A 19,141-nucleotide genomic window follows, 5' to 3' on the forward strand; every position below is an offset into this window, starting at 1 on the left:
ATCCTTTAGAGGAAGGACTGCGGTGCATTACGAGATCGATGAGGAGGCGAGAATCCTCCTGTTCGACATGGCGTCCGTCCGTTCTGCGGACGAGGTTCTGGCGACGGTGATGAGCCTGATCGCGCAGAGGCCGGAGCTTTGCGCCTGGGATTGGATCGCGCTGGGCGATCCTCTGCCGGACGACGCCAGTCACGAGCATCTGGCCAAGCTGTCCGCCGCCTGGGGCAAGCCGCCCGCCGTCGAGGCCGTGACAGCCTTTGTCACGCCCGACGCCTTCTTCCATCTTTGGGCCAAGGTGATGGATTTCCAGTTCGTCCGGCGCAAGCACCTGGTGGTGCGGGACGTGGCGGCGGCGCGCAGCCTGATCGAACGTCGTCGAAATGCGCGCGTGGGCTCTCCCTCATCAAGATGAACCGAAAATAACGGCGAGGCGGGGGGAGCCTTCAGCTTCGCCGGGGCATTGTCTCCCCACGACACTCGATGACAGGAGAGAGACATGTCGAAGTTCTTCAAGGCGGGTTTGGCCGCCACCGCAATGTTCGCCGCCCTGGGTTCGGCTGCTGTGCCGATGACCGCCAGCGCCATGCCGCAAGCCAACGGCGTCACCAACTGTGACGCGCCGGGCGGCCGTCAGCGCGCCGGCGCGGCCATCGGCGCCGTCCTGGGCGGCCTGGCCGGCAGCCAGGTGTCCAAGAATGAGCGCGCCCTCGGCGCCGTGGTCGGCGCGGGCGCCGGCGCCGCCGCCGGTTCCTACATCGGCTGCAACCAGCAGCGCGCGCGTTCAGCCAACCAGGCAGCCGCCAACTCGTACCGCGCCACCTCGAACCTGCGCATCCGCACGGGTCCGGGCGCCAACTATCGCCAGACCGGCAGTTTGTCGGCCGGCCAGCCCTTTACGGCTGTCGGTTCGCAAGGCGAGTGGGTTCAGATCGCCGGCGGCGGCTGGGTGAACGCCCACTATGTCGCACCGAACTAAGGGCTTTGCTGCCTAGTCCAAGAGGGCCGTCTCGAAAGGGGCGGCCCTTTTTCTTTGGGCGCTACCGGCCGTTCGGCCTACTTGAGCGCAAGCAGCCTACTGACTGACCCAGAGGATGCGGGCCATCCACAGGATGTCGCGGCGGGGCAGGGTACGGGGCGGATAATCGAGGTTGATCGAGGCCAGGGTGACCTCGCGTGGGCTCATGGCCGCGATCTCCTTGGCCAGGGTCTCGCCTGAGGCCGTTCGCACCGCCACCCGGTCGCCGCGCCGCACATCCGACGCCTCCAGGTCCACGATCACTCGGTCGCCGGGGCGATAGAGGGGTGTCATGGAATCGCCGTCGATGGTCAGGCTGAACAGGCTGTCTTTGCGAGTTGGCAGATCGGTCTGGTCCCAGCCCTCGGCCAAGGGCAGGCCTGCGTCATCGAAGAAGCCGTCTGCGCCGGCGCGAGCCAGGCCCAGCAGGGGAATGGAACGGTCTTCGGCCGGGGCGTCGTCAGCGAGAGCGGCGAAGGCGCCGAGGGAAATCCCCGTCGCCTCCAGCACGCGGGTCAGGCTCTCGGTCGAGGGCCAGCGCGGGCGCGGCGGGTCGCCGGGACCGAAGCGTTTGGAGGGATTGAAGCTGGTGGCGTCCAGGCCCGCGCGGCGCGCCAAGCCTGACGGCGAGGTGCCTTCGCGGCGCGCCAGGGCGTCCAAGGCCTTCCAGAGCTTGGCGTGGGAGAGGGGCATGGCCCCTCAAATCTATCGCAAGGCGATAGGAATATCCACCTAGTCGGCGTCCTGACCGATGGCGCGGCGCTCCTGCCAGGCCCAGAAGGTGCCGATGGCGATCGCCAGCATGATGCCGTAGCCGGTCATGTTGACCACGGTATAGAAGGCCGAGATCGGCGGACGCAGGTTCAGCATGACCATGACGTGGCTGGTCACGGCCAGCAACTGTAGCGCGCAGGCCCAGACCGGCCAGGAGCGCGGCGCCTTCCAGACCATGGCGGCGAAGATGATCAGCATCACTACATCGAGGGCGAAAACGCCCCACTGGACGCCGAAATAGCCGCCTGCAGTCTGCGCCATCAGAGATGCGAACCAGCCGAAGAGGAAGGCGCCGGCACCAATTTTTTCAGGCTGACCGCCTTTTATGAAGGCGAACAGTCCTACGGCCACGACGAAGGCGGCACCGACATAGCCAGCAACGGTCTCGAACAAGAAGGCCCCCATTGTCGTCCTGACAATGGGGGCGATCATAACGTAACTTTATGGGAAACCGGAGAGCTGATCCCCAAGGTTACGGGAATTTCACGCGACGCGCAGGTGGTCGCCCTTGCGGGTCATCGGGCGATCGTCCCACTCATCAGGCTTGTTCAGCGGACCCACGGCGTAGGTGCCGTAGCCGAGGCGACGGTGGTCCTTTTGCAGTTCGGCGTGGCAGGCCACGACGGCCTCGCGGGCGGTGCTGAGGGCCATGATGGCTTCGACGGCCTTGGCCTGCGAACCGGCGGCGGACACCGGCGAAAGCGACAGAGCGGCGCGAGCGCCGATCATGGCCTGAACCAGGGTGGTGGCGTGGGTGATGGCGTCATCCACCGCTTTTTCGGTGGCGTACAGTTCGCCGGCGACGCCAGCGATCACTTCAGTGCGGTCCATGACTTTACCCCTCAATAAAGAAATACCGTCATTTCTTAACGCGTATTAAGGGTGTTTGATAGGGGTTTGTTTACCAAGGGTTACATTTCAACCTTAGATTTCCGGATGTGCGTTCAGGTTGAATCGTCGTCGCCATCGAGCAGGAAATGCGCGGTCAGGGCGGCGATGGGCTGATCGCGGCCTTGTTGCCAGGCTTCGGCGGTGACGTGGGCGACGCGCCGTCCGGCCTTGTTGATCCGGGCCTGGGCGAAAACGTCCGTCGGACGGCCTGAGCGCAGATAGGCCACCGTGACATTGATCGGGCGGGGCAGGCGCAGGCGGGGATAGCTGAGCGAGACCTGGGCCACGGCCGTCATTTCCAGCAGGGCGGCGGTCGATCCTCCGTGCAGGGCCGGCAACATGGGGTTGCCGATCAGGCGGTCGGCGAAGGGCATGACGACCGTCAGCTCGTCGCCGTTCAACTGAGTCTTCAAGCCAAGGAAGCGGGCGTAAGGCAGGCTGTCGAGCAGGGGAGCGGTCATGCGGCGTCTCCGGCGGCGGGTTTGGCGCGCAGGTTGGCGCCGGCGCGGTGGTCGCCCTCGGCGCTGATGACATAGGCGGACTGGGCGGCGGCGACCGGGTCGGCGGGGTCGTCCTCGAAGGCCCAGGCGCGGACGAAGCCGATGCTGCGCGTCAGACGATAGCAGCGCGCCTCGGCGATCAGATCCCGACCGGGGATGGCTGCGCGCATGTAGTCGACGCGCAGGTCCAGGGTGGCGATCGGTTGATAGGTCTTCAGTCCGACCCACACCGCTAGGCCGCCGACGTGATCCAGCAGGGTCGTGACCAGTCCGCCCGCCAGGACTCCGGTCTCGGGATCTCCGACCAGGTCGTCGCGATAAGGAACCCGCAGACGAACCCGGTCGCCGTCGAGTCCCTCATACAGGAACCCCAGGGCGTGGGTGTGGGCTGCGCCCGAGGCGAGTTGCGGCAGCAGGGTGGTCAGGAACTGATCCGTCATCAAGACGTCCTTTGGCTAGGGGCCGTCTGCGGTCGCTCAGATCGCCGCAGCGCCCGCCTTTGGTGGCGCGCGCCGTGAGGGCTGTCCATAGCGCAAAAGCCGCCTCGATCAGTCGGGCGGCTTGGTGCGTGGAAGCTGACGCGGGGTCAGGCGGCGGGGCGTTTGCGCGTATTGGACGCCGGCGCAACGACCGCGGCCGGGGCGGCCAGAGCCGCGTTCATGGCCATGCGCAGGCGTTCGGGCTTGATCGGCTTTTCGACCACGGCGGCCATGCCGACGGCGAGATAGTGCCTGGCGTCGTCGGGGTCGGCGTTGGCGGTCAGGGCCACGATGGGAATGTTGCGGCTGTCGCCGGGCAGGGCGCGAATGGCCTGGGTCGCCTGAACCCCGTCCAGGCGGGGCATCTTGATATCCATCAGGATCAGGTCGAACGGGCGGGCCTGTACGGCTTCCAGCGCTTCCTGACCGTCTTCGACGGTTTCGGAGGTGCAGCCGAACATCTCGCACAGGGCCTGGGCCACGACGCGGTTGGTGGCGTTGTCGTCGGCGATCAGGACGTGGGGGCGGGCTTGCAGGTCCAGGTCGTCCAGGCTGGCGACGTTGGACGGCTCTTCTTGCTGAATGACGGCGCGAGGAGCCGACAGGTCGAAGGCGAAGGTGGCGCCGCGTCCAGCGTTGTTCTCGGCCCAGATCCGACCGTTCATCTGTTCGACGACATGGCGGCAGATGGACAGGCCCAGGCCGCCGCCATCGGGCCCGGCGACGTCGAAAAGCTGGTCGAGGCGAGCGGGGTCGATGCCGGGGCCGTCATCGCGGACCCGAGCCTCCAGGCGGACCTGATCGCCGACGACCATGGCCTTGAGGCTGGCTTCGACCATGCCGTTGCGGGCGAATTTCAGGGCGTGGCCGATCAGGGTGTTGAACACCTGGGTCAGGCGCGGGCCGTCCAGGACGCCGGCCAGTTCGGTGTCGCCCTCATAGCCCACCATCAGGGTCACGCCGTCCTGGGTCGCGCGCGGCGACCACTGGGTCTGGACCTGGTCCATCACGGCGCGCAGCGGCGTGGGCGCGGGCGTCAGCTCCAACTCGCCGGCCTCGGCGCGCGCCAGGTCCAGCGCGTCCTGCAGGGTGTCGAGCAGGGTTTCGGAGGAATCGATGATGGTCTGGACGTGCGCCAGGGCCGCATCGTTCAGCGGCTGGCGCAGCAGCAGTTCGCCCACCGCCAGGACGCCGTTCATCGGCGTACGCAGTTCCTGGCTCATCAGCCCCATGAACTGGCTCTTGGCGCGGGCGGCCGCTGCGGCCTGGAGCTTGACGTCGCTCAGGGCGCGCACCTGGTCGGCGAGGTCGCGGTTCTGCTGACGCTGGATGTCGTTGACGGCGCGGAGCAGGGCCACCGCCGTGCCGACGCCGCGATAGGCGCCGTTGCGGGTGACGATGAAGCCGCGCATCAGGGCGCCGGGGCCGCTCTTCAGGATGATGTCGGAAAAGGCGTCGATGCGGACGCCCGCTTCGACCACGGCTGGCTCTTCATCCATGATGTGGATGACTTCGCGAGCGCCGTAGAGGCTTTGGCCCAGAGGGGCCGCCAGTTTCATCAGGAAGTCGCTGCGCTCGATCAGGCCAAGCGGCCGTTCGCCATCGACGACAGGGATGACCAGGGTGTCCGGCTCGCGCTCGAAGCGCGCAAAGACCTCGGCCGCCATGGTGGTGGCGGTCACCGGCTCAACGCGCTCGGTCAGCACTTCGATCGTCGGCATACGGCCGGCACTCCAATTTCGGTTTTACATTTGATGAAAACGCTTTGCGAAAGCGTTAAAGCCGAACCGAATTTGCTCACTCTGACGAAAAGGGATGAGCGGTGGTGTTTTGCGGCGCGACGCCGACTGGCGTATAGAGCGCTCTGATCCGATCTTTCCCTGTTCCTTCTGGATGCGCGCGGCCCTTGGCCGACCGCAGGTTCGTCATGAGCGTTACGCCGCAAGCTTCTGAAAAATCAGCCCTAGTCCTGTTTTCGGGCGGGCAGGACAGCGCCACCTGCCTGGCCTGGGCGCTGGAACGCTATGAACGCGTCGAGACTATCGGCTTCGACTATGGTCAGCGTCACGCGGTCGAGATGCAGGCGCGCCAGACCGTGCGCGAGCAGATGGTGAACGTCCTGCCGCAATGGGCCGACCGACTGGGGCCGGATCACGTCGTCGATCTGACCGGCTTCGGGGCCATCGGCGAGACGGCCATGACGACGGATCGCGCCATCGAGGCCGATGCGCGCGGCCTGCCCAACACCTTCGTGCCGGGGCGCAACCTGATCTTTCTGGTCGCGGCGGCGGCTCTGGCCGATCGCCGGGGGCTCCAGGTCCTGGTCGGCGGCATGTGCGAGACCGACTTCTCGGGCTATCCCGACTGCCGCAACGACACCATTCAGGCCATGAGCCAGGCCCTGACCCTGGGTCTGGCCAAGCCGTCGCCGATCGAGACGCCGCTGATGTTCCTGACCAAGGCCGAGACCTGGGCCCTGGCCGAGCGGATCGGCGGGGCGGCGCTGGTGGAGATGATCGTCGAGGCCAGCCACACCTGCTACCTGGGCGACCGGACGCAGCGCCACGACTGGGGCTATGGCTGCGGAACATGCCCGGCCTGCGAGCTGCGGGAGGCGGGCTATGGCGAATGGGCGGCGCGCGCGTGACCTATTCGGCCAAGGAAGTCTTTCTGACGGTGCAGGGCGAGGGCGGTCAGGCCGGGCGGCCCGCCGTCTTCCTGCGTTTCGCCGGCTGCAACCTGTGGAGCGGGCTGGAGCGGGATCGCGCCACCGCCGTCTGCAGCTTCTGTGACACGGACTTCGTCGGCGTGAACGGGGACGGCGGCGGCAAGTTCAGGACCGCTGACCTGATGGCCGATCATGTCGCCGGGATGTGGCGGGGCCGCGAGGGCGATCCCAAGCTGGTGGTCTGCACCGGCGGCGAGCCGCTGATGCAACTGGACGCGCCCCTGATCGAGGCCCTGCACGCGCGCGGGTTCGAGGTCGCCATCGAGTCGAACGGCACCCTGGCGGCGCCCGAAGGCATCGACTGGATCTGCATCAGCCCCAAGGCCGACGCCCTGGTGGTCCAGACCTCGGGTCAGGAGTTGAAGCTGGTCTTCCCGCAGCCGCTGGCGATGCCGGATCGGTTCGAGGGCCTCGACTTCGAACGCTTCTGGCTGCAACCCATGGACGGCCCCGACCAGGCCGCCAACACCGCCGCCGCCATCGAATACTGCCTGACCCACCCGCAATGGCGGCTCAGCGTCCAGACGCACAAGTATATCGGGGTAAGGTAGGGCTGGGAGCGGTCGTTCAAAAGGTCCGCTAAGGGTGGGAAGCGGACGTTATCGATGGTGCCGCACGACCTCTAAAGGTCAATATAGAAGGGCCCGCCGTACCACCAACGCACCTCTGTCACGACACCATCGTGCAGGCGAAGAGTTATCACGCCATTTCTCCACGACCTGTCACGATAAGAGACTTCGCTTTGTCCCGATAGTACCGGAGACGATGAGGTTTTTCCCGCGCCACGAGCCTTCTCTTCTTCAGTGCCGACCCACCACAATACAAACACCGGTTCGAACTGAGATCGAATGATTTGGTCGGCTTCCCGCCAAGGCATACCTGGACGCAAGCCAAACCTGCTCCCAGATGTCAGTTCGCCGACTTCTGTGTTCAGTCCAGCTTTCGTGAGGTCACTGTGCGGCCACCACGCCACCCATGCAGATGTGGAGCCTACAACGAGAAGAGCTGCCGCTATCAGCCAGAGAAATATCCGCACACCTGCCCCCAACAGCCGCCTCGAACATCAAATTCGGTAGAGACTGTCTTCGCAAACGCCAACGCCCGCAATGGGTCGATTGCGGTCCTGGGTTTCGGCGCCGAAAGCGGACATTGGCCTTCCGGCTCGAAAGCGGGCCGCCGTCAATGTCCGCTAAGGGTGGAAAGCGGCCTAACGATCAGTGACGTTGATTGCGATCATGCTCGGCTCGCGTGCGTCATTCGTCCAGATCGATAGGTTGGTCAGGTAAGCGGGAACGGCGACTTCGATCAACGTGTTCAACTCCGCGTCGCTGATCACCAGTCGCCTTGCTGGAGTGGCGATTTCGCCACTGAAGGCCAGCGCGAGGTTCGAGTGATCAATATTCGATCCAACAACCACACGCGTGTGCCCATCGACTTCAGAGAGAGTCCCGATACAGACGCAACGCTCATCTGCCCAAAGTCGGACCGGACCATCCCCAAACGGGGGAGCATCGACTTCCACGCTACCCCCGACCAAAATGAACGAGCCGGGCGCGCGGACTAAAATCTCTTGGCGTCCCACAGTTGAAAACCCCTCGCGCATTCCCAGACGCCGAACCCTGCCCCTCGTGCTGAATGTCCGCAATGGGTCGAAAGCGGACTTTATGCCTCCCCCGTCACCCCGGACGACCCGCAGGGGCGATCCGGGGCTCAGGCGTTTAACGCAGGCAGGGGCGGCGAGGCCCTAGCCGCCTGGGTTCCGGGTTCGCTTCGCGCCCCGGAATGACGGCGGAGGGCAATCTGGATTCCTGGGCTTCGGCGTCGATGGCGGGCATTGGCAGTCGGGCGGCTCAGGCCGCTGACTGTGTTTGAGCCTCGATGAAGGGCCTCACCGCCGCCATCGCTCGTGCCACGTATTCGACCTTTTCTCCGACCGGGGCGACGTAGTGGATGGCCTCTTCGGCGTCTTTGACGGTCGCCATTCGGGCGATCATCCAGGCGGCGAGGTATTGGGAGGCGAGGCAGCCGCCCGCCGTGGCGACGTTTCCATGGGCGACGAAGGGGGCGTCCACGACATTGACGCCGGCCTCGATCACCCAGGGCTTGGTGGTCAGGTCGGTGCAGGCGGGCAGGTCGCCGATCAGGCCCAGCTTGGCCAGCAGCAGGGTTCCCGAACACTGGGCGCCGATCAGCTGGCGCGACGGGTCCAGCTTCAGCTGTGACAGGAAGGCGGGATCGGCGGCGTAGTCGCGGGTCCTGATGCCGCTGCCGATCAGGACGGCGTCGGCCTCGGTCAGGAAGTCCAGCGGCTTCTGGCGCTGGATGGTGACCCCGGCCATGGAGGTGACCTCCGGCGTCGGGCAGGTGATGTGCGCCGCCCAGCCCTGGCTCTTCATCCGGTTCAGGATGCCCGCGGCGATGAAGCTGTCCAGCTCGTTGAAGCCGTCGAGGGTCAGGATGGCGATCTGCATGGCGGGCTCGTCAGGGGAGGGAGGCTCACCCTAGGCCGGAAATGGCGCGCGCCGACAGGGCCGGTTCGTGCGCGAGCGGCCCTAGCAGTCCTTGCCTTGGCGCTGACGTTGCTCGCAGCGGCGCTGTTCGCGCTCGTGTTCACGCTGTTCGCGCTCGCGCTTGGCCTTGGTTTCCTCGTCCGAGGTGGTGACGGCGTCGAAGCCCGCGCCGACCACGGCGCCGGTCGCCTTGGCCGTGCCGCCGACGACAGCGGCCCCGGCGCCGACCACGGCCCCGACGACGCAGCCCTGCAGCATCAGCGAACCGCCGACGACGGCCAGAAGGGCAGTCGCCCGCGCGAAGAATTTGGTCATGAGAATCTCCCGAAGCGCCCATTCTGCGCGACGGAAGTGAACAGAGGCTGACGGCGGGATCGTGACCGCCGCCTGGGTCCCGGATAACGGCTTGCGCCGTTTCCGGGATGACAGAGGGCGGTTACAAGCTGTCGACCATGACCAGTTCGGCGTCTTCGCTGGCGGTGATGGTGATCACAGCCTCGTCGACGATGCCGGCGCCGTCGCGGGCGTTTAGCGTCACGCCGTTGACGTCCACCCGGCCCACGGCGGGGACCAGATAGGCGCGGCGACCGGCAGTCAGGTCATAGGTCAGGCTCTCGCCCGCCTTCAGCGTCGCCGCCAGGATCTTGGCGTCGGCGTTGATCGAAAGGGCCTCGTCCGCCGGATCGCCCGAGGCGACGACAGTGAACTTGCCCGAGCGGTCGTTCTTGGGGAATTCGCGCTGGCCCCAGGACGGTTGGGCGCCGGGCTTGTCCGTCTCGATCCAGATCTGGAACAGGGTGGTCGTCTCGTTCTCGAGGTTGAACTCGGAGTGACGCACGCCGGTGCCGGCGCTCATCACCTGAACGTCGCCCGCGCCGGTGCGGCCCTTGTTGCCCATCGAGTCCTCGTGGGTGATGGCACCGGTGCGGACATAGGTGATGATCTCCATGTCGGCGTGGGGGTGGGGCGGGAAGCCCGACCGGGCGCCGATCTCGTCGTCGTTCCAGACGCGCAGACGGCCCCAGCCCATGCGCTTGGGATCATAGTAGTTGGCGAACGAGAAGTGGTGCTTGGCGTTCAGCCAGCCGTGGTTGGCGCCGCCGAGGGTATTGAAAGGTCTGACGTCGATCATGGTTCGGTCTCCCTGTGGCTGCAGCCTATGCCGCGCCGGTCGGGAGCTATATAGGTAACGATAACTGTTACGAAAAGGGGTGTCTTTCCTCCTGTTCGCGGAGCGAATGGGGAGGTGGATCGGCCGCGTCAGCGGGCGAGACGGAGGGGGCGGCGCAGAGGGAGGCTGCTTGAAACTGTCGATGGCGGCGTCGCCCCCTCCACCACTTCGTGGTCCCCCTCCCCATGAATGGGGAGGAAAGGGGAGGTCTTCTAACCCACCTGCGCCCTATGCCGCAGCATGGCGTCGGCCAGGACGATGGCGGCCATGGCCTCGACCACGGGCACGCCGCGCAGGGCGACACAGGGGTCATGGCGGCCTTTGGTGCGCAGATCGACCTCAGCGCCGTCGCGGTTGATGGTCTGGCGCAGGGTCAGGATGGAGGAGGTGGGCTTGAACGCCACGCGGGCCGTCAGCGGCTGGCCGGTGGAGATGCCGCCCAGGACGCCGCCGGCCTTGTTGGACAGGAAGACCGGCAGGCCGTCGTCGCCCAGGCGCATTTCGTCGGCGTTGTCCTCGCCTGACAGCTCGGCGGCGCCGAAGCCTGCGCCGATCTCGACGCCCTTGACCGCATTGATCGACATCAGGCCCGCCGCCAGTTCGGCGTCCAGCTTGGCATAGAGCGGCGCGCCCCAGCCGGCGGGCACGCCCGTGACCTCCAGCGCCACGACGGCGCCGATGGAGGAGCCGGCCTTGCGGATGCCGTCCAGGTAGTCTTCCCAGGCGGGGACCACGTCGGCGGAGGCGGCGAACAGGGCGTTGTCATAGACGGCGTCGAAGTCGATCGCCTCGTCAGCGATGCGGTGCGGGCCGAGCTGGACCACGCCGGCGCGGATGCGGATGCTGTCACCGAGGACCTTGCGCGCCACGGCGCCGGCCGCCACGCGGCTGGCGGTTTCGCGGGCCGAGGAGCGACCGCCGCCGCGGTGATCGCGGACGCCATACTTGGCCTGATAGGCGTAGTCGGCGTGGCCGGGTCGGAAGGCGCGGGCGATCTCGCCGTAATCCTTGGAGCGCTGGTCGGTGTTCTCGATCATCAGACTGATCGGCGTGCCGGTGGTGACCGGGCCGTTCCCGTCGTCGAAGATGCCGGACAGGATGCGGACCTGATCGGCCTCCTGCCGCTGGGTGACGAAGCGGCTGCCGCCGGGCTTCCTCAGATCCAGCAGGGGCTGGATGTCGGCCTCGGTCAGCGGGATCAGCGGCGGGCAGCCGTCGACGACGCAGCCGATGGCCGGGCCGTGGCTTTCGCCCCAGGTGGTGACGCGGAACAGGTGGCCGAAGGTGTTGTGCGACATGGCTTACCGCTTAAGCCGCGATGCGCTCCGGCGTCCAGACCCGCGTGAAGCGAAGCAGCAGGTCTTCGGCCGCCGAGGGCAGGTCGGCCGAGGCCTCCAGCTTGACGAACAGGTCGCCGGCAGGGCGGTTTCCGCGTGCGGCCAGGCCGAGGCCCTTGAGCCGCAGACGCACCGGCTCGACCATGTCCGGCACCAGCCAGGACGAGCGCAGACCGGCGTGGGTCATGATCTCGATGCGGCCGCCGTCGTCCATCATCCGCTGCGGCACCGCCCAGGTCATGAACAGATCGCCGCCTAGAACCGACAGGCCGTCGGCGGGGCGGATCAGGACGGGCAGCAGCAGGTCAGTCCCGTCGGCGGCACCGCGCTTCAGTCTGATCTTGTCGCCTGTGCGCACGCCGGGCGGGGCGTGGACCAGCAGGGTGCGGGCGCCGACGATCACGCGGATGCAGCCGCCGCTGATCGCCTGCATCGGCGTCATGGTCAGGAGCGGGGCAGGGGCGGGCGGCTGGACGAAGGGTCTGGCGTAGGCGGGCGCGGGCAGGGCCAGGGTCTGGGCCTGCAACAGGCGATAGGCGGCGATGACGCGGCGAAACTGTTCGGCGTCCCCGCCGGGGGCGTCGGGACGGGCGGCCTTGACCGCTGCGCGGAAGGCTGTGGCCAGGCCGTCGGCGCTGACGGGGCCGGTCAGGCCCAGAAGCGACCGGGCGTTTTCAAGGGTGAGGGCGTCGGCGCACATGGGGCCAGCCTCGGGCCAATATGGTCAAGGCCGAGTTAACCGTGTCGACGGAAAGGAAAGTTTCAGCTTATGGTGAAGCTTGCCGTCGCGCCCTAGTCCACAGCTGATGACGTAGGGGAAATGCGGGTGTAGAGACTCAGCCATGACCCAGCCCTTGATCCCGCCCAGCCCGTCTGCCCAGGACTACGCCGCGCAACTGGCGGCCAATGCGGATGAGACCATGTTCGAGCGGACCGAGCCTTTCGGTCTGTTCGCCGAGTGGCTGGAGGCGGCCAAGGCGGCCGAACCGAATGACGCCAACGCCATGACCCTGGCGACGCTGGATGCTGAGGGGGTGCCGGACGCGCGCATCGTCCTGCTGAAGGATGTGGATGCGCGTGGCTTCACCTTCTTCTCCAATCAGGAGAGCGCCAAGGGCGAGCAACTGTGGGCGCATCCGGCAGCGGCCCTGGTCTTCCACTGGAAGAGTCTGCGCCGTCAGGTTCGGGTGCGCGGCGTGGTCGAGCCCGTCAGCGCCGCTGAGGCTGACGCCTATTTCGCCAGCCGGGCGCGCGAAAGCCGTATCGGCGCCTGGGCCTCGGATCAGTCGCGACCGCTGGACAGTCGCGCCGTCCTGGAGGCCCGCGTGGCCGAGCAGACGGAAAGTTTCGACGGGCAGGACGTGCCGCGCCCGGACCGCTGGAGCGGTTGGCGAATCGTGCCGCAGCAGGTCGAGTTCTGGCGCGATCGCGCCTTCCGTCTGCATGACCGCCTGCGCTTTGAACGCGATGGCGACGCCTGGCTGCGGACGCGCCTCTGGCCGTAGCCGTAAAGGGGGCTAGACGGCGTAGCGGGCCAGGAAGGTCTCGACCGCATCCTCGGCGATGGCGCGCGGCGTTCGCTCGGCCACGACGTCGTCCCCAGTCACCAGGGGCACGAAGAAGACGGGGTGTTCAATCATGCCCATCAGTTGCCCGGCGGCCCAGGACGGCTTGTCCACCTTCATCTGGCCGGCCGAGGTCATCTCGACCAGCATGCCGATCAGAATGGCGCCGAAATCGGAACGGCCGCGTTCGAAGAAGCGCATGGCGATGGCCTCGAACCGAGGCCGCTCGGCCAGGACCAGCCGAAAGACCGACCGAACGAAGCTGTTGCTCATGAATTCGGCATAGCCGCCGATGAATTCGGTCAGGCGTTCACGCGGGGCGCCTGATGTCGTGTGCACCGCCGCCATGTGGCTTGCGAAGTCTTCTGAAGCATTGTCGATGACGGCTTCGAACAGGACCGCCTTGCTGTCGAAGAAGGCGTAAAGTGTTGCGGTCGAAACCCCTGCCTCTCGCGCGATAGGCTCCATGCGCGTGCCGGCGTAACCCTCGTTGATGAAGTGTAATCGCGCCTGTCGCACAATTGCGGAGCGTCGAGGATCGTCGAGATCGTGGACCAGTGCGGTCATCATTACATACCCGGAAAGAGTATGGATAACGTGCCTTTAAAATGCCTTGATTGCAACATGTAACATAGTTTTGCGAATGCAAATCAACTAGCGATGCCAATCCGCTAGCAGGGGATGGGCCAGGACGGGCGCGGCCAGGCGAACCACCGCCTGGGGATCTTCCAGCCGCACCGCCGCCGTGGCGTCCGCGACGATGAAGTCGGCGTGGGTGCGCGAAGGCTCGGTCCAGCGCTCGTGTCCTGGGCGAACGGTCAGCAGATACTGGTGGATGACGGATTCGGCGGTGCGCCCGCGCTCGGTCTGGTCGCGCAGCAGGCGGCGGATGAAGCGGATGTCGGCCGGGGTGTCGACAAAGACCTTGATGTCGAACAGGGCGGTCAGGGCCGGGGTGCACAGGACGTGGGTGCCCTCCAAAATCACCACCTCGGCGGCGGGGATCGGCTCGCCGCCCGGATCGCGGCCGTGGTGAATAAAGGAATAGAGGGGGGCGACGACGGGGCGGCCAGCCTTCAACTCGGACAGGTGTTCGACGAGAAGGTCGTGATCACGCGCGGCCACGTCGTCGAAATCGTGGGTGTCGGCGTCGAAGCCCGGCACGCTGGCGGCGTCCAGATAGTATGAATCTTCGCGCATCAGCACGGCGACGCCGGCGGGCAGCGAGGAGACCAGGGCCTCGGCCAAGGTGCTCTTGCCGGAGCCGGAGCCTCCGGTGATGGCGATGAGAATGGTCATGGGCGGTCTCCGGCTATTCCGGCGGCTTTCTAGGCGGCCGAGGTGGGATTGACCATGTCATTGAGGCGCCAAGCACGAGGTTTCCGAGGCGGAAGGCCGAGCGAAGAACGCTGGAGGGGGCGGTGAAATATCGTGGTCGAGACTGCGACCTTGTTTCCCTAACGGCACGTTGCTTATCGCCATTTACCTCGATAGCGTCTGGAAAAGCGCCACGTTTTAGAGGGTGCAGACGAGGGAATGCGATGCTGGGTTTGATGCAGGACTGGCCGCTGACGGTCGATAAAATTCTCGACCACGCCAAGAATTGGCACCCGAACCGCGAGGTCGTGACGCGATCCGTCGAGGGGCCGATCGAACGCACCACCTATGGCGCCATTCACGCTCGGGCCAAGCGCGTGTCCAACGCGCTGAAGGCCTGGGGCGTGCAGCCCGGTGACCGTGTCGCCACCCTGGCCTGGAACACCGCCGACCATATCGAGACCTGGTACGGCATCATGGGCATCGGCGCGGTGTGCCACACCCTGAACCCGCGCCTGTTCCCGGAGCAACTGGTCTATATCATCAACCACGCGGGCGACCGGATCATCTTTGTCGATCTGACCTTCGTGCCGTTGCTGGACGCCATCCTGCCGCACTGTCCGTCGGTCGAGCGGGTGGTTGTGATGACCGATCCCGACCACATGCCGCAGACCAAGCTGCCGGTGGTCGAATGCTACGAGACTGTGTTGGAGCAGTCGTCGGAAGACATCGAGTGGGGCGGCTTCGACGAGCAGACCGCCTGCGGCCTTTGCTACACCTCGGGCACGACGGGGAATCCTAAGGGCGTCCTCTATTCGCACCGCTCGAACTTCATCCATACCCTGCTGGGCCTGCAGTCGACCGTCCTGGGCGCGACGCCCAAGGAAGTCATCCTGCCGGTGGTGCCCATGTTCCACGCCAACGCCTGGGGCATCGCCTTCGGCGGGCCGGCGGCGGGCTCCAAGCTGGTCATGCCCGGCGCCCGCATGGACGGCCCGGCCATCTATGAACTGCTGGAGACCGAGGGCGTCACCTTCTCGGCGGCCGTGCCGACCGTCTGGCAGGGGCTGCTGAACCACCTGCGCGAGAACAAGCTGAAGCTCTCGACCGTGACCCGCGTGCTGATCGGCGGCGCCGCCGTGCCGGAAAGCATGATCCGCGCCTTCCACGACGAGTTCGGGGTCGAGGTGCTGCAGGGCTGGGGCATGACCGAAACCTCGCCCATCGGCACCCTGTCGAACATGACGCCGGAACTGGCCGCCCTGCCGTTCGAGGAACAGTTGAAGTGGCGCATTAAGCAGGGCACGCCGCCGCTGGGCGTCGAGTTGAAGCTGAAGAACTACGCCGGTCAGGAGATGCCGCATGACGGCTCGACCTATGGTCGTCTGATGATCAAGGGGCCGACCATCGCCCGCGCCTACTTCCGCGACGAGGGCGGCGAGATCCTGGACAACGAGGGCTTCTTCGACACCGGCGATGTCTCGACCATCGACGATCACGGCTTCATGCAGATCACCGACCGCGCCAAGGACGTCATCAAGTCCGGCGGCGAGTGGATCAGCTCCATCGAGATCGAAAACCTTGCGGTCGGCCATCCCAAGGTCGCCTTGGCCGCCGTTATCGGCGCTGCCCATCCGAAGTGGGACGAACGCCCGGTCCTGCTGATCAAGCTCAAGGACGGCGAAGCTGAGGACAAGCAGGAGCATCTGGACTTCCTGCAGGGCAAGATCGCCAAGTGGTGGATGCCCGACGACGTGGTCTTCCTGGCCGATATTCCCCTGGGCGCCACGGGCAAGATCGACAAGAAGCTGCTGCGCGAGCAGATGAAGGATTACCGTCTGCCGACCGCAGGCTGATCTTTCAGGAGGGCCGCATGGCTGAACCGACCCGGACCCAGGCGCGCACGGCTGAAATCCGACTGCGCTGGCTGACGCTGGCGGCGTGTCTGGCGCCCCTGCTGGTGCTGGTCGCCGTCTTCGGGACGCGTTTCGGCCTGTGGTCCGCCGGGTTCGGTCTGGAGGTCCTGACGCTGAAGATAGGTCGCATCCTGGCCTTTGCAGGCCTGGCGGCGGCCCTGGTCGCGGTGGTGGCGGCCTTCAAGGACATGCGCCGTCGCGGGCTCTATGCGGTCGTGTCCCTGATCGTGGCGGGCGCGACCGTGGCGCTCTTTCTGGTCCAGGAAGGCCGCTTTGCGGTTCCGGCCGACAATGATGTGACAAGCGACGCCGCCGAGGCGCCCGCCTTCTCACGCGCGGTCCTGGCCATGCGCGGGGGGCAGGGGGGCGCATCGGTCGCCTGCCCTGATCTGGTGTCGGTTTCGCGTCAGGTCGCGCCCGAGACGGCGGCGGCGGCCTTGTCGGCGGCGGGTTTCACCGTGCGCGGCGCCGCGCCCTTCCGCGCCGATGGGGCGAAGGAAGGCTTCTGGTTCGGCCTCACCTATGACGCCGCCATCCGCATCCGTCCGGGCCGCACCGACGTCCGCGTGGCCCAGCGCGAAGGCGTCACGGTCGGCGACGAGGCCTGCCGCCTGGCGCGCGCCGTCATGGACGGGTTGCAGCCCTAGCCGATCAACCGATAGCGCGCGGCCATCGTCGGTTCTGGATCAGCGGAGACGCGCTCTTCCTTCACCAGTTTGACCAGGTGCGACAGGACCGACAGGCTGGCCGCCGGCCACAAACGCTGGTCCACGGCGGCGTAGAGGGCCGGGACCATGTCCGCGATGGTCGCATCGCCCGCCGCCAGCCGCGCGCAGATCTGCGCCTCGCGTTCCAGCCGGTGGTCGCGATAGGCCTTGAGGAAGGGCGCGACCTGGGTGATGGCGGGGCCGTGTGTCGGCCAGATGGTCGAGAAGCCGCGCGCCAATACCCGGTCCAGACTGTTCATATAGGCCGCCATGTCGCCGTCGGGCGGGGCGACGACCGTCGTCGACCAGCCCATGACGTGATCGCCGCTGAACAGGGCGTTCTCATCGCGCAGAATGAAGGCCATGTGGTTCGAGGCGTGGCCGGGCGTGGCCAGGGCCTCGATCATCCAGCCGTCGCCCTCGATCATTTCGCCGTCGGTCAGCACGACGTCGGGCGCAAAATCGTCATCGTCGTCTTCGTCCAGGGCGGCCGAGGCGTGGGTGGTCCGCGCCGGAGGCTGCGCCGCCAGGATCGGGGCGCCGCCGACCGCCTCGGCGAAGGGGCGGGCGAGGGGGGCGTGGTCGCGGTGAGTGTGGGTCACCAGGATATGGCTGACGGTCCGACCCTTTACCGCGCGCAGCAGGGCATGCAGGTGGGCTTCGTCCTCGGGGCCGGGGTCGATCACCGCCACCTCGGCCCCCGGCATGTCACGCCCGATGATGTAGGTGCCGGTGCCGGTGAAGGTGAACGGTCCGGGGTTGTCGGCGATTACGCGCTGGATCAGGGGCGAGACCTGATCTCGATGGCCGTAGGTGAAGTCGAACTGGCGGACATAGGGGATCACGGGCGGGCGTCCTTGGAGAGGCGGATCGGTCGGGCGGCGACGGTCGGGCGGCGCCGACCTTGCGTTCAACGCCTGTAACCTATTCGGGAGCCGTCGCCGTGATCCGAACCGCTGTTTTTCCTGTGCCAAATCGGCCCTGGGTCGTCGTGGCTGTTTTGGTCTGTCTCACGGCGGCGCAGTGGGCTGTCGCCTCTTGCACGCCGGAGCCGGCCCCGCCCTACGCCGCCCGCGTCTCCATCGCCCGCTAGAGCGGCAGGCGGCTGAGATCGTAGCCGGCTGCCGCGGCCTGGACGCGCAGGGCGTCGGCGTCGGCGCCCCGCGCGCGCTCGGCCATGGCCCAGATCGCCGCTGAGCGCATGCCAGAGCGGCAGAAGAGCAGCGTCGGGGCTTGATCCGCCAGGCATTCGCCGACCCGCGCCACCGTGACGGGATCAGGCATGCCGCTCACCGGAGCCTCGACATAGTCCAGGCCCGCCGCCTCGGCCGCGGCCCGCATTTCGGCGCTGGTCGGCTGGCCCGGCTCTTCATGATCGGGGCGGTTGTTGATCACCCGGCGCAACCCCAGTTGCGTGGCCAAAGCCGCCACGGCTTGAGGGGCGATCTGGCCTGACAGCCAGGTGTTTTCATTCAATGCGACCGGGTCGGCCATGATCTACTGTCTCCTTACACGCACCGCCCGGCTGCGGCCTGCGGTGAGTTGATAGCTGCCCAGGGCGGCGCGGCGCACCCGAACGTCCATGCCAGCGCGATTCTGGAACCGGACAGGCTCGGAATCGATCTGGCGCCATTGCGATCCATCCGCCAGTCGGAACAGCCATTTTCCATCCGCGCCCTGGCCGGCGCTTATGAGAGTGGTCTCGACCGAATCGATCTTCACCTCGGCTTCGTCTCGACCGAATAGAGCTGGAAGGCCCGGCATTTCAAAGCCGAACAGCTGTCGGCGAGCTTCGCGAATCTGTCCGCGATCGACCACCACCACGTCACCTTGTCGTTCTGCGGTGTCCAGGGCGCTTGCCGCATTGTCGAAACAAGTCAGGCGCTCGGCGTCGGCAGCAATGGCCCGGCACCGAGAAATCTCGCTCATGAGCGTCGAGCGTTCAGGGGCGGAAATTTGCGCATAACACTGTTCATTTAGAAGAAAAGTTGCGGCAATTGTGCATACGGCAACGGAGATGGTGCGCATTTTTCGAGGTCTCTGGCAGGAGGTCGTTAGAGAATTCGTCTTGAATTTCTAGCGTTGCGTCAAGCGACAGCATAGGTCGAGCGTGGCGATTTTGCGACAGGGTGGGGGCGACTTTGTTACGGTTCTGCAATTTCCCTGTCCGATACAGAAATCACGTGGCTATTTTCCCATCAGCTATCGGTCGAACGCTTTGCCAGTGACGA

At 66.3% G+C, this 19,141-nt stretch carries 24 protein-coding genes; 7 read left to right on the plus strand and 17 right to left on the minus strand.

Going from position 1 to position 19,141, the window contains the following annotated elements; translation table 11 throughout:
- The first annotated feature begins 22 nt into the window (after positions 1–22).
- Both CQ039_RS03605 and CQ039_RS03610 read left to right on the plus strand, forming a co-directional pair.
- The gene (locus tag CQ039_RS03605; protein WP_105563306.1) at positions 23–412 is read left to right on the plus strand and encodes a hypothetical protein; all 390 of its coding nucleotides are present in this window, start codon (positions 23–25) and stop codon (positions 410–412) included.
- Positions 413–496: 84 nt separating this feature from the next.
- Positions 497–976 (plus strand): SH3 domain-containing protein, encoded by a 480-nt coding sequence (locus CQ039_RS03610; RefSeq protein WP_105563305.1) that lies wholly within the window; start codon positions 497–499, stop codon positions 974–976.
- Positions 977–1,072: 96 nt separating this feature from the next.
- Here CQ039_RS03610 and CQ039_RS03615 read toward each other — a convergent pair whose 3' ends face one another.
- The 6 genes from CQ039_RS03615 to CQ039_RS03640 all read right to left on the minus strand — a co-directional run bounded on the left by CQ039_RS03615 (position 1,073) and on the right by CQ039_RS03640 (position 5,380).
- Complete coding sequence (locus CQ039_RS03615; RefSeq protein WP_105563304.1) at positions 1,073–1,708, minus strand: helix-turn-helix transcriptional regulator; 636 nt, start codon at positions 1,706–1,708, stop codon at positions 1,073–1,075.
- Between the two features lie 39 nt (positions 1,709–1,747).
- Positions 1,748–2,182, minus strand: coding sequence for a hypothetical protein (locus CQ039_RS03620; protein WP_233190198.1), 435 nt, complete (start codon positions 2,180–2,182; stop codon positions 1,748–1,750).
- A 90-nt stretch (positions 2,183–2,272) separates the two neighbouring features.
- On the minus strand, positions 2,273–2,620 hold the full coding sequence (locus CQ039_RS03625; RefSeq protein WP_105563302.1) for a hypothetical protein: 348 nt from the start codon (positions 2,618–2,620) through the stop codon (positions 2,273–2,275).
- Between the two features lie 113 nt (positions 2,621–2,733).
- The gene (locus CQ039_RS03630; RefSeq protein WP_105563301.1) at positions 2,734–3,141 is read right to left on the minus strand and encodes a PaaI family thioesterase; all 408 of its coding nucleotides are present in this window, start codon (positions 3,139–3,141) and stop codon (positions 2,734–2,736) included.
- Positions 3,138–3,620 carry a PaaI family thioesterase gene (locus tag CQ039_RS03635; protein WP_105563300.1) on the minus strand — a complete coding sequence of 161 codons (483 nt, stop codon included), beginning with the start codon at positions 3,618–3,620 and terminating at the stop codon, positions 3,138–3,140. Before CQ039_RS03635 ends, CQ039_RS03630 begins: the two co-directional genes overlap by 4 nt.
- A gap of 146 nt (positions 3,621–3,766) precedes the next feature.
- On the minus strand, positions 3,767–5,380 hold the full coding sequence (locus CQ039_RS03640; protein WP_105563299.1) for a response regulator: 1,614 nt from the start codon (positions 5,378–5,380) through the stop codon (positions 3,767–3,769).
- Positions 5,381–5,586: 206 nt separating this feature from the next.
- On the opposite strand from CQ039_RS03640, the gene queC reads away from it, so the two are divergent.
- Positions 5,587–6,306 carry a 7-cyano-7-deazaguanine synthase QueC gene (queC, locus tag CQ039_RS03645; RefSeq protein ID WP_105563355.1) on the plus strand — a complete coding sequence of 240 codons (720 nt, stop codon included), beginning with the start codon at positions 5,587–5,589 and terminating at the stop codon, positions 6,304–6,306.
- Positions 6,303–6,938: a 7-carboxy-7-deazaguanine synthase gene (gene queE, locus CQ039_RS03650; RefSeq protein ID WP_105563356.1), complete on the plus strand. Its 636-nt coding sequence runs from the start codon at positions 6,303–6,305 to the stop codon at positions 6,936–6,938. Before queC ends, queE begins: the two co-directional genes overlap by 4 nt.
- Before the next feature lie 656 nt (positions 6,939–7,594).
- Here the strand turns inward: queE and CQ039_RS16515 are convergent.
- The 6 genes from CQ039_RS16515 to CQ039_RS03675 form a co-directional block, all read right to left on the minus strand.
- Positions 7,595–7,909, minus strand: coding sequence for a hypothetical protein (locus CQ039_RS16515; protein WP_146112370.1), 315 nt, complete (start codon positions 7,907–7,909; stop codon positions 7,595–7,597).
- 328 nt (positions 7,910–8,237) lie between these two features.
- Entirely contained in the window at positions 8,238–8,858 is a 621-nt protein-coding gene (locus tag CQ039_RS03655; protein ID WP_105563298.1) for a DJ-1/PfpI family protein, read from the minus strand.
- Positions 8,859–8,939: 81 nt separating this feature from the next.
- Positions 8,940–9,212, minus strand: a complete 273-nt coding sequence (locus tag CQ039_RS03660; RefSeq protein WP_199183629.1) for a hypothetical protein — start codon at positions 9,210–9,212, stop codon at positions 8,940–8,942.
- Positions 9,213–9,333: 121 nt separating this feature from the next.
- Entirely contained in the window at positions 9,334–10,029 is a 696-nt protein-coding gene (locus CQ039_RS03665; RefSeq protein WP_105563297.1) for a pirin family protein, read from the minus strand.
- A gap of 251 nt (positions 10,030–10,280) precedes the next feature.
- Positions 10,281–11,366, minus strand: a complete 1,086-nt coding sequence (gene aroC / locus CQ039_RS03670) for a chorismate synthase (protein ID WP_105563296.1) — start codon at positions 11,364–11,366, stop codon at positions 10,281–10,283.
- Between the two features lie 10 nt (positions 11,367–11,376).
- Positions 11,377–12,105, minus strand: a complete 729-nt coding sequence (locus tag CQ039_RS03675; protein ID WP_105563295.1) for a DnaJ C-terminal domain-containing protein — start codon at positions 12,103–12,105, stop codon at positions 11,377–11,379.
- A gap of 142 nt (positions 12,106–12,247) precedes the next feature.
- Here CQ039_RS03675 and pdxH point away from each other — a divergent pair, with 142 nt between their 5' ends.
- The gene (gene pdxH / locus CQ039_RS03680; RefSeq protein WP_105563294.1) at positions 12,248–12,910 is read left to right on the plus strand and encodes a pyridoxamine 5'-phosphate oxidase; all 663 of its coding nucleotides are present in this window, start codon (positions 12,248–12,250) and stop codon (positions 12,908–12,910) included.
- A gap of 12 nt (positions 12,911–12,922) precedes the next feature.
- Here pdxH and CQ039_RS03685 read toward each other — a convergent pair whose 3' ends face one another.
- The gene (locus CQ039_RS03685) at positions 12,923–13,537 is read right to left on the minus strand and encodes a TetR/AcrR family transcriptional regulator (protein ID WP_105563353.1); all 615 of its coding nucleotides are present in this window, start codon (positions 13,535–13,537) and stop codon (positions 12,923–12,925) included.
- An 87-nt stretch (positions 13,538–13,624) separates the two neighbouring features.
- Positions 13,625–14,269, minus strand: coding sequence for a uridine kinase (gene udk, locus CQ039_RS03690; RefSeq protein WP_105563293.1), 645 nt, complete (start codon positions 14,267–14,269; stop codon positions 13,625–13,627).
- 242 nt (positions 14,270–14,511) lie between these two features.
- Between udk and CQ039_RS03695 the strand changes: the two genes are divergently transcribed.
- Positions 14,512–16,143 (plus strand): long-chain-fatty-acid--CoA ligase, encoded by a 1,632-nt coding sequence (locus CQ039_RS03695; RefSeq protein WP_105563292.1) that lies wholly within the window; start codon positions 14,512–14,514, stop codon positions 16,141–16,143.
- Positions 16,144–16,160: 17 nt separating this feature from the next.
- Positions 16,161–16,850, plus strand: coding sequence for a DUF1499 domain-containing protein (locus CQ039_RS03700; protein ID WP_105563291.1), 690 nt, complete (start codon positions 16,161–16,163; stop codon positions 16,848–16,850).
- On the opposite strand, the gene CQ039_RS03705 is transcribed toward CQ039_RS03700, so the two are convergent.
- From CQ039_RS03705 to CQ039_RS03715, 3 genes are all read right to left on the minus strand, one after another.
- A complete protein-coding gene (locus tag CQ039_RS03705) occupies positions 16,847–17,755 on the minus strand; it encodes an MBL fold metallo-hydrolase (RefSeq protein WP_105563290.1) in 909 nt (302 codons plus the stop codon). The two genes, CQ039_RS03700 and CQ039_RS03705, sit on opposite strands and share 4 nt — an antisense overlap.
- 244 nt (positions 17,756–17,999) lie before the next feature.
- On the minus strand, positions 18,000–18,404 hold the full coding sequence (locus CQ039_RS03710) for a TIGR01244 family sulfur transferase (protein WP_105563289.1): 405 nt from the start codon (positions 18,402–18,404) through the stop codon (positions 18,000–18,002).
- A gap of 3 nt (positions 18,405–18,407) precedes the next feature.
- Positions 18,408–18,938, minus strand: coding sequence for a hypothetical protein (locus CQ039_RS03715; protein WP_105689992.1), 531 nt, complete (start codon positions 18,936–18,938; stop codon positions 18,408–18,410).
- Positions 18,939–19,141: the final 203 nt, after the last annotated feature.

The sequence above is a fragment of the Brevundimonas sp. MYb52 genome (assembly GCF_002979535.1).
GTDB lineage: Bacteria > Pseudomonadota > Alphaproteobacteria > Caulobacterales > Caulobacteraceae > Brevundimonas.